Below are 12,775 nucleotides of genomic sequence, written 5' to 3'. Positions count from 1 at the left end.
TGATTTTTAAATTAAAAACCCGACTTTTTGTCGGGTTTTTAATGGTTTGTTTGCCTGTTTTCCGGGCGTGCTGCTATTCTTCGTGATCCCGCCAGACATCGCCATCCGTTTTCCGGCGACCACGATTATCCCTGCGATCCTCTTTGTTCGGTTCAAAGCGTATGTCATCTCGCCTATCGGGATTTTTCCGACGCTGCTCTTTGCGCCGATCCTCTCCAATATAAGCGCCTTTATCTAGATTTTTCATTCATAAAACCCACGCTGGTTGTGGAATCACACAGTTCAGTCTAGGAGAGTATGGGTAGAAAATCTAACAGCTTGTGATGGAAAACTTACTGGTCTGCCAATCTCAGCTGCTGTGTCTCAATCCAGTCTTTGACCTGCTCTGTAACAGCCTGGCTGTTGCTCTCCGGTGTCACAAGAATGGGCTTGCCAATAATGACATGGATCGTACCCGGTCGTTTCATTAGTTGCCGGGCCGGCCAGCAATAGCCCGCATTATGGGCTACCGGAATGATGGGCACACCCGCTGCAATCGCCAGGGCGGCACCACTTCGTCCATACTTGCCAATTTTACCAAAAGGGATGCGGGACCCTTCTGGATAAATAACCACCCGGTTCCCTTCGCTGATACGTTGTGTGCCCTGCTGCATAACCTGCTTCATGGCCTGGCGTGGGTTGCTGCGATCAATGGCAATGGGGTGCATCAGGCGGATACCCCAGCCAAAAAATGGTATTTTCAGTAATTCCTGTTTCAGGATGGTGCTGACGGGCATAAAGAGCCGCTGCAGGAAAAAAACCTCCCAGGTTGACTGGTGTTTGCTGAGGATAACGCACGGGGTATGGGGAACATTTTCCAGGCCATCTACCTGGACGTTAATACCGCAGGTGAGACTCAGCGCACGGTTAATCAGCATGCCGGCAGTGGTGAGTAGACGGTGACGGTTCAGGTAGCCTAGAAAAGGCCCAGAAATGGTAGAAATAAGGCCAAAAACAAAGACTATCAGCATATAAAGCAGATAAAACAGCATTGAACGCAGGAGCATAATTGGCTTATTCATAAAAAATTCCTGTGTCCTTGTCCTTGTCCTTGTCCTTGTCCTTGTCCTTGTCCTTGTCCTTGTCCTTGTCCTGGGCCAGTAAATAATCCACAGCCTGGTCCAGATCATCAAAAACTGGTGCTTGCTGTAACTCAATTTCCGGTTGAGAAGACAGTTTTTTTTCTGTGGCGGTACCTTTGCCGGTACGTACCAGAATGGGGGTGCACTGGTGGCTCAAGCCAGCCTGTAAATCCCGCAGGCTGTCGCCGATCAGGGGAACGCCGTTCAGTGACACACCAAATTCACTGGCAATGGCATCGATAAGCCCGGGTGCCGGTTTTCGGCAATGACAGTGATCATCTGGTGTATGGGGGCAATAGAATATTCCCGCCAACTCGGCACCCTGTTGTGCCAGCAGCCCGGACAACTTTTCGTGCATGGCTTCCAGGTCATCAAGATCAAACAGCCCTCGCCCAATACCGGACTGGTTGGTCGCCACGACTACGCTGTAACCGGCCCGGTTAAGCCTGGCTATGGCATCTATACTGCCGGGCAGAGGTATCCATTCATCGACAGTCTTGATGTAATTGTCGGAGTCCTGATTGATAACACCATCCCGGTCGAGGATTACCAGCTTGGTCATTACTTGGCCGGTACCAACAGGGAAATATCCGCTATGTTCAGAAACAATGCCTGAAGCTTTTGTAACAGCGCAAGGCGGTTCATACGCACTTCTGACTGCTCTGCCATGACCATGACCTCATCAAAAAACTGATCGACTGGGTCCCGCAATTTTGCCAGCTCCTTTAGCGCGCTGGTGTAATCCCGGGCTTCAAGGAGTGGTCCGACTGTACCGGTCAGTGCTGTGAGTGTTGTGGCAAGTGTCTGTTCGGCGGGTTCGACAAGCAAGGCCTGGTTCACCTCCCTGCCATCAGGCAGATCGACTTGTTTGGAGAGAATATTGGACACACGCTTGTTGGCGGCAGCAAGTGCCTCGGCTTCCGGCAGTTGGTTAAAGGCGTGAACAGCCATTACCCGTAGATGAATATCCAGCGGGTTGCTGAGCTGTCGCGCAGCGACAGACTGGAAGACCTCTGCAGGGATATACTCATCTTCATATCGCCCTTTAAATCGATCCAGCATGTAAGTGAGCACTTGCTTATTAATGTGGTCAGCACTCTCCACCAGCGTCGATGTGTCGATGTGTTGGGTAAGAGCCAGATTCAGTGCTGCACTGAGATCAATATCGATTTTGTGTTCGACAATAATCCGTAATACGCCGAGGCTTGCCCGGCGCAGGGCAAAGGGGTCTTTCGAGCCGCTGGGCGGTTGCCCGATACCAAAGATACCAACGAGGGTATCGAGGCGGTCGGCGATCGCCAGGGTAATCCCGGTCCTGGTGGTGGGAATGATGTCACCGGCAAAACGGGGCAGGTATTGTTCAAAAAGTGCATTGGCTACTTCGGGGTCTTCACCATCGTGGATTGCATAATAGCGGCCCATGGTTCCTTGTAAGTCGTCAAACTCACCGACCATTTCGCTAACCAGATCCGACTTGCTCAGTTCCCCGGCCCGAAATGCCAGCGCGCCGTCGGCACCGGTTGTCTCCGATAATGCCCGGGCCAGACTGGCAACCCGTTCAGTTTTGTCAAATAGTGATCCGAGCTTCGCCTGAAACACAATGCTGCGAAGTGACTCGCGCTGTTTGGCCAGCGTGGTTTGCCGGTCAGTTTCGTAAAAGAAGGCCGCGTCTGACAGGCGTGGTCGTATCACCCTTTCATTGCCGCGGATTACCTGCTCGGGGTCAGTGCTCTCTATATTGGCAACGGTAATAAAGATGGGCATTAGCTTGCCGCTGTCATCCAGCACGTGAAAATATTTCTGGTGAGATTTCATGGAAGAGATCAGAGCTTCTGCGGGAACGTCGAGAAAGCGTGCTTCAAAATGGCCCACCAATGGTACGGGCCACTCATTGAGGGCGGTCACTTCATTGAGCAAATCGTCATCGATAGCTGCATGGCCGCCGGCTTTTTTGGCGGCGGCGTGGACGCCTTCCCGAATTAAATGGCGACGTTCATCAAAGTCTGCCAACACGTAAGCCTGCTTCAGTTGCTGACAATAGCTGGCCGGACTGTCAATAACGATCTCATTGGGGGCATGGAAACGGTGACCGCGACTTCGGTTTCCGGCGAGCAGGCCCATTATCTGTGTATTGACAACATCGTTACCGAATAACATAACAATCCAGTGAACGGGCCGGACGAATTCTTCGCGGCGTGTACCCCAGCGCATGCGCTTTGGAATGGGCAATGCTGTCAGAGCGCCGGACACGATATCCCCCAGCAGGGCCGCGGTTGATTGACCCGGTTGGCTGGCCCTGTGGCACAGTTTTTCCTGTTTGCCATCGTGCTCAACCATGTCCGCTAACGCAGTTAGTGGACAGTTGTTTTTTTCGGCAAAGGCCTGGGCGGCGCGGGTTGGCATACCAGCCTGATCGAATGCAACAGATTTGGGTGGCCCCCAGTTGACGGTTTCCTGCCCGGGGGTCATCGGATCGAGCGCACGGACAACCACTGCCAGACGACGGGGCGATGCAAATGAGGAAACGGTACCAAAATTCAGCTTTAGCCCGGAAAGGCGATTTACAACCTCCTCCCGAAAAGCCTCTGACAGGTTCAACAGTGACTTTGGCGGGAGCTCTTCTGTGCCAATTTCAATAAGAAAATCTGAACTCATGTTTGAGCCTCTGCTGCCAGCTGCTTAACGTGACTGGCAAGTGCCGGTGGAGCGAGCGGAAAGCCAAGTACCAAGCGTGAGTTAAAATACGCTTGGGCCACAGCTCTTGCCAGGGTCCTCACACGGAGAATGAAACGCTGCCGCTCGGTGACGGAAATGGCATGCCTTGCGTCCAGCAGATTGAAAGCGTGCGAGGCTTTCATGACCATTTCATAAGCGGGTAGTGGCAGGCCTTTTTCAATTAACCGCTGACTTTCGCTTTCGTAAACGTCGAAGCTGTGGAACAGAAAATCCACATTCGCCTCGTTGAAGTTGAAAGCTGACATCTCCACCTCATTCTGGTGAAAAACATCCCCGTAAGTGACACGGCCTTCCGGTCCCTCGGTCCATACCAGGTCATAGATGCTATCCACACCCTGTAAATACATGGCAATCCGTTCGAGACCGTAGGTGATCTCACCGGTGACAGGAAAACATTCCAGGCCGCCCACCTGCTGGAAGTAGGTGAACTGTGTCACTTCCATGCCATTCAGCCACACTTCCCAACCGAGCCCCCACGCGCCCAGCGTGGGCGATTCCCAGTTATCCTCCACAAATCGAATATCGTGGATATTGGTATCAATGCCGAGTTGACGCAGGGAGTCGAGATATAGCTCCTGAATATTATCGGGGGACGGTTTCAGAACAACCTGAAACTGGTAGTAGTGCTGCAGGCGGTTGGGATTTTCACCGTAGCGGCCGTCTGTAGGACGGCGGCAGGGTTGCACATAGGCGCTGTGCCAGCTTTCGGGGCCAATGGCGCGCAGGAAAGTTGCCGGGTGGAAGGTTCCCGCACCTACCTCCATGTCCAGCGGTTGAAGGATGACGCAGTGGTGCTTTGCCCAAAACTGTTGCAGAGACAGAATAAGCCCCTGGAATGTCGAAACATCCGGTGTAGTCTGTGACAACTGAGTTCCCCCATGGCATGCAAAGTCGGCAATTATAAGGCTGCAACCCCCGAATAGTAAGGGCTTTATTGACGGCGACTGTGCACCGCCGGTTTCTGGGCAGGTATAGCGGAAGGTTGATACAGTTCTTCCTGAAGGTATATGAAAACCTTTGAAGATAAGGTTGCGCTAAAACCCTGTGTCGGGTTTAAGGGCAGCGTTCTGTTTACCGGGGGCGTGTGCTCAGGGATATTATCCTTGCCTGGCGACGCCCTCGTGGGTGCTCCTGCACGGTAGAGGGGCTTACGGACACCAGAAAACGTGCTCACGCCATGGATAAAAAAATTGCGTTCCTGCTACTTATACTGATCAGCGTTACGGCCCTGTTTTTTTTATTGGTAGAACCTGTGGCACAGCCGAAAAAGTATCTGCAGTTTGCTGACCAAAGAATGCTGCTAGGCATAAAAAACTTCTGGAATGTGGTGTCCAATCTGCCGCTTATTCTGCTCGGCATCTGTGGCGTCGTGATGGCGTGTAAAAGGCAACTGGTGCACGATAATTTTCCCGTGACGCCGGTTTATCTGACGCTATTCACAGCAGTTATTTTTACCGGCATCGGTTCGATCTGGTTTCATATCAACCCCACCAATCAGACACTGTTCTGGGACCGTCTGCCAATGGCCGTTGTTTTTATGTCCCTGATCACGGCATTATTTGCTGAATATTTGGGCCGCCCATTACAAAAAATACTTTTTTATCCACTGTTGTTGACCGGTGCAGGATCCGTTATCTACTGGCATATCACGGAGAGTCTGGGCCGGGGTGACCTGCGCCCCTACCTGCTGGTGCAGTTTTTGCCGATACTCTTCTTGTTCATGTTGATGGCCATCAGCCGATCACGATTTACCAGAAGCCGGGATATTCTGGTTATTTTATTCTGCTACGGTATGGCAAAGTTGACGGAGTATCTGGACCAGCAGATTTTTGCCGCAACCACCCTCATTAGCGGTCATACCCTCAAACACTTGCTGGCGGCGGCCGCGATCCTGGTCTTGCTGAAAATGCTGTGGTGGCGCAAGGAATTAGTAAACCAATAATTGTCTATAGCTATTGTATGCATAGTAATAATTAGCTGTAGCTATTGTTGGTCGAAAGCTAAAGTATTTACTATGAATATCTGATTCCAACAGGAGAAACACTATGCAACCTTTTACTATATTCGGCCACGATGCCTGTGGTTTCTGTCGCCGCGCCAAGGAACTGATGGAAAAAAAGGGGCTGGAATACCGTTATGTGAATATCCACGACGAGGGTATCAGCCCGGCAGACCTCGCCAAAACTATTGGCCAGCCGGTCAATACGGTACCGCAGATATTCCACGGCAAAGAATATATCGGTGGTTTTCAGGAGCTCACGGAATATTTTGAGAAAATAGAGGCCGGGCAGCAGCAATAGAAACTTTTCAGTACCTTCAGGCCGACTTCCCGGTTGGTGATATTGCGTCCCCACACATAAACATGGAAAGGTATTGGCGTTATCAGCCAATACCTTTTTTATTTGTCCTTGCTGACTGTGCGGGTTTTGCCCCGTTCGTCGATGGCAACAAAAACAAATTGCCCCTCTGTTACCTTGGCGGGCTCATTGGTGGATTCAATGTTGATCCAGACCTCAACGTTGATGGTCATGGAGCTGCTGCCGACCTGCATCAACTCACAGTAGCAACTGACAATGGCACCAACCGGAACCGGTCGAAGAAACGACATTTCACTGATTGCAACCGTGGCCACGCGACCCTTTGCAACCCGCTGAGCCAGAATGGAACTACCGAGGTCCATTTGTGAGAGTAGCCAGCCACCAAAAATATCACCGCTGGAATTGGTGTCTTTGGGCATGGCTATTGTCTGCAGGGTGAGTTCACCGCGGGGTTCCGGTGGTTGATTGATTTCAGTCAAGCTCTACTCCTTATTATTAAATCCTGTACGGATTTCAGAAAACAATGGATGGCAGCCAGGTGGCCAGCGAAGGCCAGATGGCCAACATTAACATCAGCAATAGTTGAATGATGATAAAAGGCACGACGCCGCGGTAAATATCGCGGGTTGCCACCGAGGGTGGTGCAACACCGCGCAGATAGAACAGGGCAAAGCCAAAGGGTGGTGTCAGAAAAGAGGTTTGCAGGTTTATAGCGATCATGATGCCAAGCCACACCGGATCGAGCCCCATTGCCAGCAAAATAGGTCCGACAATGGGTACGACGACAAAGGTGATTTCGATAAAATCGAGAATAAAACCCAGCAGGAAAATCACCACCATGACCACCAGCGTAGCGCCGACGACACCGCCGGGAATGCGAGTGAACAGGTCCTCCATCAACTCCTCACCGCCAAAACCCCGGAAGATCAGGGAAAATATCGCGGCACCAATCAGGATCAGGAACACCATCGCTGTAACTTCCGTGGTGGACTGAGTGACATCCCGCAATCTTTTGATAGTTAATTGTCGACGCCCCAGTGCCAGCAGGGTGGCCCCCATGGCACCTACACCGGCCGCTTCCGTGGGGGTGGCTGCACCACTGAGAATCGAACCCAGTACGGCCACGATCAACACCACCGGCGGTAACAGGCTGCGCAGCAATCTGGCAGCCGAGAGGCTGGACTCACCGTCAACCTCAGCCACTGGTGCAAGCTCGGGTTTAAGCCGTGAGATGGCAATCAGATACAGAATGTAAAGGGTTACCAGTAACAGGCCGGGCACAATCGCGCCCACAAACAGATCCCCGATAGAGATTGTTTTCGGGTTAAAAATACCCATTCCCAGCTGGGCCTGCTGGTAGGCGCTGGACAGGATATCGCCCAGCAGAACCAGGGCGATGGATGGGGGAATAATCTGCCCCAGGGTGCCGGTGGCGCAAATGGAGCCGGTGGCCAGTGCCGGATGGTAACCGCGTTTCAACATGGTGGGCAGGGACATCAGTCCCATGGCGACCACCGTGGCGCCGACAATCCCGGTGCTGGCAGCCAGCAGCATGCCTACCACTACCACCGAAATACCCAGTCCCCCTTTGAATTTCCCAAACAGCAGGGCCATGCTATCCAGCAGGTCCTCTGCCAATCGGGATTTTTCCAGCATGACGCCCATCAGCACAAACAGGGGCACAGCGATCAGTGTGGTATTGTCGATCGTGCCGTATAAACGGTTGGGCAGGGCATGCAAAAAGGACATGTCAAAATGGCCGGTGGCGGTGCCAACCATTGCAAAAATCAGTGCGGTGCCCGCCAGCGAAAACGCCACCGGGTAGCCAGCCATCAGCATCAGGCAGACCACGGCAAACATCAGTACAGGAATGTATTCAACCATCAGAGCACGTGCTCCTGATGTTCAATGGTTTGTGTCTGACTCAACCCAAAGAAAAATAGCAGGTTTTTGATCACTTCCGCGATACCCTGCAACAGCAGGGTAATCGGCATCAGGATTAACAGGGTTTTCAGCAGGTAAACCCACGGCAGCCCGCTCGCTTCCTTGGAGACCTCCCTTATTGCCCAGCTGTTTGTGACGTACTCCCAGCAGAACAGCAGTATCAGAATACATACAGGGATGAGAAACAGTAGTCCACCCAGCGCATCCACCAGTGCTTTCATGCGCGGGCTGTAACGTTGATAGAAAATATCCACGCGAACGTGGCCGCCGCGTTTTAGCGTAAAGGCGGCACCTAGCAGAAAAACCACTGCATGAAAATAAGTGACCGACTCCTGTAAGGCGATCGAGCCGGATTGCAGGAAATAGCGCATGACCACCACCAGACAGGTCAACACCATCATGGCGAGGGTCAGCCAGGCCACCAATCTGCCGGTCCATTCAGTAAAACAGTCGATACCGCTGGCCAGATGTTCCAGAAAATGTATCAATCGAGGCATTTTTATTATCTCTCGCAACCGTCACACAGTTTATAAGACAGGGCGGGTCGCGACCAGAACAAACCTGAGATGGTTGGTGGGAGAGCTGATGGCAATCCAATCGGAAGCCTGTTTGTATTATGGGATCTGGCGGTTGTCACATTACTGTCATACAAGATTCATAGAGTTGTCACGATAGACCACTAGCATCAGTCCCGATGTTAATGATCAGCCCTGGAGGCAAACGTGAAAAATACCCATAAATTAGTACTCGCTGCAGCACTGGCTCTGTCCAGTGTGCCAGCAATGGCTCGTGATACCGTTTCCATAGTCGGTTCATCCACCGTCTATCCCTTTGCCACTGTGGTAGCAGAACGGTTCGGCCGCAATACCAGTTTCCCGACCCCCAAAATTGAATCCACCGGCTCCGGTGGTGGACTGAAGCTGTTTTGTCAGGGCGTTGGCACCCAGCACCCCGATATCACCAATGCTTCCCGCCGTATGAAGCAGTCCGAGTTTGAGCTGTGCAAGTCCAACGGTGTTAAAGACATTACCGAAGTACAGATCGGTTATGACGGTCTGGTAGTTGCCAATTCCGTAAAAGGACCAGATCTCGATATTTCCCTGCGTGATCTGTACCTGGCGATGGCCAAGGATGTGCCAAATCCGAACGGCACAGAAGAGCTGGTAGCCAACCCCTACAAAACCTGGAAAGACGTCAATCCGGCACTGCCAAATGTCAAGATTGAAGTGGTAGGCCCGCCGCCCACTTCCGGTACCCGTGATTCGTTCAACGAACTGGGTGTTGAAGGTGGCTGCAAGACCTTCCCCTGGTTGAAAGCGATGAAGGATCAGGACAAAAACAAATACAAATCAGTGTGTCGCAGCATTCGTGAAGATGGTCACTACATCGAAGCCGGCGAAAACGATAACTTGATTATTCAGAAACTGGAATCTTCACCCAATATACTGGGCGTCTTTGGCTTCTCCTTCCTCGATCAGAACCGCTCCATTGTTAAGGCCGTAAAAATCAAAGGTGTGAGTCCGAACATGGAAACAGTGGGTAGTGGTGAATACCCGATGGCACGCTCCATGTATTTCTATGTGAAAAAAGCCCACGTCGGCGTGATTCCCGGTATCCAGGAGTATGTGAAGGAATTCACTAACGATCGCGCTTGGGGTGACGAAGGCTATCTGGCAGACAAGGGTCTGATTCCTTCACCTAAAAATGAGCGCATGAAGTGGGCGGATAACGCGAAGTCGCTCAGCAGCATGACCGGTAAAGAGTTTGAATAAGGTTGACTAGTGACATCGGGCCCGGCGTAGAACACGTCGGGCCTTCTTGTCCCTGGGTATTGGAAATTCCCACCGCTATACGGTTGTAGGTGGAAAAATAATACTGGAGCAGTTCATGCAGACCGGACAGTTATTATTAATACTTGCTGCGATGATTGTTACGGCTTTCATCATGGGTCGCCACCGGGCACTGCAGGTTGCACAGCCGTTGGGTGGTATCCGCCATCTCCGCTCACTACCATTCTACTATGCCATGCGCTCGGCCATCTGGTGTGCGCTGCCGGCATTGACAGTACTGGTGACCTGGCTGGTATTTGATCAGACCCTGATCCGTATCATGGTATTGGACAGCCTGCCCACAGAGCTCCAACCGGTGGACGGTACTGCACGCAACCTGCTGATCAGCCAGATTGGCAATGTGGCCAGTGGTGCGCTGCCGACCGACTTTGTGGATGCTGCTGTGGCTAACGCTGCCGGACGACTAAACCAGTTGCAATCGATCAGTGCCATGGCCATGGCCGTTGTTGTGATCGTACTGGCCATGGTGGGTGGTGCTTGGGCCTGGCTGCGGGTTTCCGCAAGAATGCCAGCCCGTGAACAGGTGGAACGGGTATTGCTGGTCGTCTTCATGCTCTGTGCCGTACTGGCGGTGGTGACCACCGTCGGTATCGTGTTTTCTGTGCTGTTTGAATCGATCCGGTTTTTTGGTCAGGTGCCGATTACAGATTTCCTGTTCGGGCTAAACTGGAGTCCGCAAATGGCGCTGCGTGCGGACCAGGTGGCTTCGGAGGGTGCCTTTGGTGCCGTGCCGCTGTTCGCCGGCACCCTGCTGATTTCAGCCATTGCCCTGATAGTGGCAGTACCGGTGGGATTGATGTCGGCCATTTATCTGGCGGAATATGCCCACTCCAAAGTCCGTTCGTTCGCCAAGCCCGCGCTGGAGGTGCTCGCCGGGGTACCGACCGTTGTTTACGGTTTTTTTGCAGCCCTCACCGTGGCGCCCTTTATTCGTGATGTCGGTCAGTCTCTGGGGCTCTCCGTCGCCTCTGAATCTGCACTGGCGGCAGGGCTGGTGATGGGGATTATGTTGATCCCTTTTGTATCTTCTCTGTCTGACGATGTGATCACTGCGGTGCCCAGAGCGATGCGGGATGCTTCGCTGGGGCTCGGTGCCACCCGTTCGGAAACCATCAAAAAGGTGATTTTTCCCGCGGCGTTGCCGGGCATTATGGGCGGTATTCTGCTGGCGGCCTCACGGGCCATCGGCGAAACCATGATCGTGGTTATGGCGGCCGGTCTTGCGGCAAATCTCACCGCCAACCCCCTGCAGGCGGTGACCACCATTACGGTACAGATTGTCACCCTGCTGACCGGGGATCAGGAATTCGACAGCGCCAAAACACTGGCGGCGTTTGCCCTGGGTTTGATGCTGTTTATTACCACCCTGTTGATGAATGTGGTCGCTCTGCATATCGTCAAGAAATACCGGGAACAGTACGAGTAGGCTCGACTGCAAGAGGATTAAAGTATGAGTGTAACCACCGAACAGGTTCGCAAAACGCTGGCGCGACGCTATCGGGCAGAAAAACGCTTCAAGGCCTATGGTATCTGTGCCATCAGTATTGGCCTGCTGGCACTGCTGTTGTTGTTCACCGATATCATCGGCAAGGGTTACCGGGCATTTTACGAATATTCCGTCGCTTTGCAGATTACCTTTGACCCGGAAAGCCTGGAAATAGACGATCCCCGGGATCTGGAACAGCTTCAGTACGGCAACTACGAAGCGGTTGTTAGAGAGGCTCTTCAGGCGCGCTTTCCCGGCGTGGAAGGGCGCGAAGACAGGCGCGCACTGGCTGCGCTGGTGAGCACCGCCGCAGGCTATCGGCTGCGTGAGATGTTGGAAAACTCGCCGGAATTGCTGGGCCAGACCCGCACACTGTGGTTGCAGCTCAATGATGATGCAGACATGTTTCTGAAGAGCAGTGAGGCAAAGCGCAAGACGGCTCGCCTCAGTGACCAGCAGCAGACCTGGATGTTGGAGCTGGAGCAGAGTGATGAGGTTCGCGCAGGCTTCAATCATTCCCTTTTTACCCGGGGTGATTCCCGTGAACCGGAACAGGCCGGTATCCTCGGGGCAATATTGGGTTCGTTTTTTACCATGTTGGTGACGCTGGCGCTGAGTTTCCCGATCGGTGTTGCTGCAGCCGTCTATCTGGAAGAGTTTGCCCCGAAGAATCGCTTCACTGACTTTATCGAAGTGAACATCAACAACCTGGCTGCGGTGCCTTCCATCATCTTCGGTTTGCTGGGTCTGGCGGTTTTTATCGGTTTATTCGGTATGCCCCGCTCGGTGCCCTTGGTGGGCGGGTTGGTTCTGACGTTGATGACATTACCCACCATCATTATTTCCAGTCGGGCAGCGATCAAGGCGGTTCCCCCCAGTATTCGGCAGGCAGCGATGGGACTGGGTGCCTCAAAAATGCAGGTGGTATTGCAATTTGTACTGCCACTGGCGCTGCCGGGGATGCTGACCGGTGGCATCATCGGTATGGCCCAGGCACTGGGTGAAACCGCGCCGCTGCTGATGATTGGCATGGTGGCGTTTATCGTTGAATTGCCCGCCGGTGCAATGGATGCCGCCACCGTATTGCCGGTCCAGGTATTTCTCTGGGCCAGCAGTCCGGAGCAATCGTTCGTCACCATGACATCGGCCGCCATCATGGTGCTGATGACATTTCTGATCACAATGAACACTTTGGCGGTCGTCATGCGCAAACGCCTTGAACGCCGCTGGTAACTGACAGGAAACAACATGGATATTGCAGAAAAAATGAATGTGTTTCAGGATGCTGTGCAAGTAGACCCCAGGGTCGTTGCACAAGAG

General features: G+C 52.8%; 13 protein-coding genes. 5 read left to right on the top strand and 8 right to left on the bottom strand.

Going from position 1 to position 12,775, the window contains the following annotated elements; genetic code table 11:
• Window positions 1–73: 73 nt before the first annotated feature.
• The 5 genes from U740_RS12225 to glyQ form a co-directional block, all read right to left on the bottom strand.
• Window positions 74–247, bottom strand: a complete 174-nt coding sequence (locus U740_RS12225) for a hypothetical protein (RefSeq protein ID WP_200877028.1) — start codon at window positions 245–247, stop codon at window positions 74–76.
• A gap of 85 nt (window positions 248–332) precedes the next feature.
• Window positions 333–1,061 (bottom strand): lysophospholipid acyltransferase family protein, encoded by a 729-nt coding sequence (locus tag U740_RS02840; RefSeq protein WP_235189801.1) that lies wholly within the window; start codon window positions 1,059–1,061, stop codon window positions 333–335.
• Window positions 1,054–1,683: a D-glycero-beta-D-manno-heptose 1,7-bisphosphate 7-phosphatase gene (gene gmhB, locus U740_RS02835; RefSeq protein ID WP_081890817.1), complete on the bottom strand. Its 630-nt coding sequence runs from the start codon at window positions 1,681–1,683 to the stop codon at window positions 1,054–1,056. Before gmhB ends, U740_RS02840 begins: the two co-directional genes overlap by 8 nt.
• Complete coding sequence (glyS, locus tag U740_RS02830) at window positions 1,683–3,776, bottom strand: glycine--tRNA ligase subunit beta (RefSeq protein WP_036858813.1); 2,094 nt, start codon at window positions 3,774–3,776, stop codon at window positions 1,683–1,685. The genes gmhB and glyS overlap by 1 nt, the downstream gene beginning before the upstream one ends.
• Entirely contained in the window at window positions 3,773–4,723 is a 951-nt protein-coding gene (gene glyQ / locus U740_RS02825) for a glycine--tRNA ligase subunit alpha (protein WP_036858812.1), read from the bottom strand. The genes glyS and glyQ overlap by 4 nt, the downstream gene beginning before the upstream one ends.
• Window positions 4,724–5,034: 311 nt before the next feature.
• On the opposite strand from glyQ, the gene U740_RS02820 reads away from it, so the two are divergent.
• Both U740_RS02820 and U740_RS02815 read left to right on the top strand, forming a co-directional pair.
• Window positions 5,035–5,799 (top strand): ceramidase domain-containing protein, encoded by a 765-nt coding sequence (locus tag U740_RS02820; protein WP_036858811.1) that lies wholly within the window; start codon window positions 5,035–5,037, stop codon window positions 5,797–5,799.
• Between the two features lie 103 nt (window positions 5,800–5,902).
• Window positions 5,903–6,157 (top strand): GrxA family glutaredoxin, encoded by a 255-nt coding sequence (locus tag U740_RS02815; protein WP_036858809.1) that lies wholly within the window; start codon window positions 5,903–5,905, stop codon window positions 6,155–6,157.
• A gap of 98 nt (window positions 6,158–6,255) precedes the next feature.
• Here the strand turns inward: U740_RS02815 and U740_RS02810 are convergent, their stop codons facing one another.
• From U740_RS02810 to U740_RS02800, 3 genes are read right to left on the bottom strand one after another with little or no spacing between them, the layout of a single operon-like run.
• Entirely contained in the window at window positions 6,256–6,654 is a 399-nt protein-coding gene (locus tag U740_RS02810) for an acyl-CoA thioesterase (RefSeq protein ID WP_036858805.1), read from the bottom strand.
• A 34-nt stretch (window positions 6,655–6,688) separates the two neighbouring features.
• Window positions 6,689–8,059 (bottom strand): TRAP transporter large permease, encoded by a 1,371-nt coding sequence (locus U740_RS02805; RefSeq protein WP_036858804.1) that lies wholly within the window; start codon window positions 8,057–8,059, stop codon window positions 6,689–6,691.
• Entirely contained in the window at window positions 8,059–8,616 is a 558-nt protein-coding gene (locus tag U740_RS02800; RefSeq protein WP_051921158.1) for a TRAP transporter small permease subunit, read from the bottom strand. The genes U740_RS02805 and U740_RS02800 overlap by 1 nt, the downstream gene beginning before the upstream one ends.
• Before the next feature lie 285 nt (window positions 8,617–8,901).
• On the opposite strand from U740_RS02800, the gene U740_RS02795 reads away from it, so the two are divergent.
• From U740_RS02795 to pstA, 3 genes are all read left to right on the top strand, one after another.
• On the top strand, window positions 8,902–9,891 hold the full coding sequence (locus U740_RS02795; protein WP_081890944.1) for a substrate-binding domain-containing protein: 990 nt from the start codon (window positions 8,902–8,904) through the stop codon (window positions 9,889–9,891).
• A gap of 115 nt (window positions 9,892–10,006) precedes the next feature.
• Entirely contained in the window at window positions 10,007–11,395 is a 1,389-nt protein-coding gene (pstC, locus tag U740_RS02790; protein WP_036858801.1) for a phosphate ABC transporter permease subunit PstC, read from the top strand.
• 24 nt (window positions 11,396–11,419) lie between these two features.
• The gene (gene pstA, locus U740_RS02785) at window positions 11,420–12,688 is read left to right on the top strand and encodes a phosphate ABC transporter permease PstA (protein ID WP_036858800.1); all 1,269 of its coding nucleotides are present in this window, start codon (window positions 11,420–11,422) and stop codon (window positions 12,686–12,688) included.
• Window positions 12,689–12,775: the final 87 nt, after the last annotated feature.

Origin of the sequence: Porticoccus hydrocarbonoclasticus MCTG13d (assembly GCF_000744735.1) — a bacterium.
GTDB classification, from domain to species: Bacteria; Pseudomonadota; Gammaproteobacteria; order Pseudomonadales; family Porticoccaceae; genus Porticoccus; species Porticoccus hydrocarbonoclasticus.
The sequence above is the reverse complement of the archived record's forward strand: the minus strand, read 5'-3'. Positions and strand labels throughout refer to the sequence as shown.

What these genes read in the sequence shown, in the direction of transcription:
- U740_RS12225 (WP_200877028.1), bottom strand. Translation starts at nt 247, where the DNA reads ATGAAAAATCTAGATAAAGGCGCTTATATTGGAGAGGATCGGCGCAAA.
- U740_RS02840 (WP_235189801.1), bottom strand. Translation starts at nt 1,061, where the DNA reads ATGAATAAGCCAATTATGCTCCTGCGTTCAATGCTGTTTTATCTGCTT.
- gmhB (WP_081890817.1), bottom strand. Translation starts at nt 1,683, where the DNA reads ATGACCAAGCTGGTAATCCTCGACCGGGATGGTGTTATCAATCAGGAC.
- glyS (WP_036858813.1), bottom strand. Translation starts at nt 3,776, where the DNA reads ATGAGTTCAGATTTTCTTATTGAAATTGGCACAGAAGAGCTCCCGCCA.
- U740_RS02820 (WP_036858811.1), top strand. Translation starts at nt 5,035, where the DNA reads ATGGATAAAAAAATTGCGTTCCTGCTACTTATACTGATCAGCGTTACG.
- U740_RS02815 (WP_036858809.1), top strand. Translation starts at nt 5,903, where the DNA reads ATGCAACCTTTTACTATATTCGGCCACGATGCCTGTGGTTTCTGTCGC.
- U740_RS02805 (WP_036858804.1), bottom strand. Translation starts at nt 8,059, where the DNA reads ATGGTTGAATACATTCCTGTACTGATGTTTGCCGTGGTCTGCCTGATG.
- U740_RS02800 (WP_051921158.1), bottom strand. Translation starts at nt 8,616, where the DNA reads ATGCCTCGATTGATACATTTTCTGGAACATCTGGCCAGCGGTATCGAC.
- U740_RS02795 (WP_081890944.1), top strand. Translation starts at nt 8,902, where the DNA reads ATGGCTCGTGATACCGTTTCCATAGTCGGTTCATCCACCGTCTATCCC.
- pstC (WP_036858801.1), top strand. Translation starts at nt 10,007, where the DNA reads ATGCAGACCGGACAGTTATTATTAATACTTGCTGCGATGATTGTTACG.
- pstA (WP_036858800.1), top strand. Translation starts at nt 11,420, where the DNA reads ATGAGTGTAACCACCGAACAGGTTCGCAAAACGCTGGCGCGACGCTAT.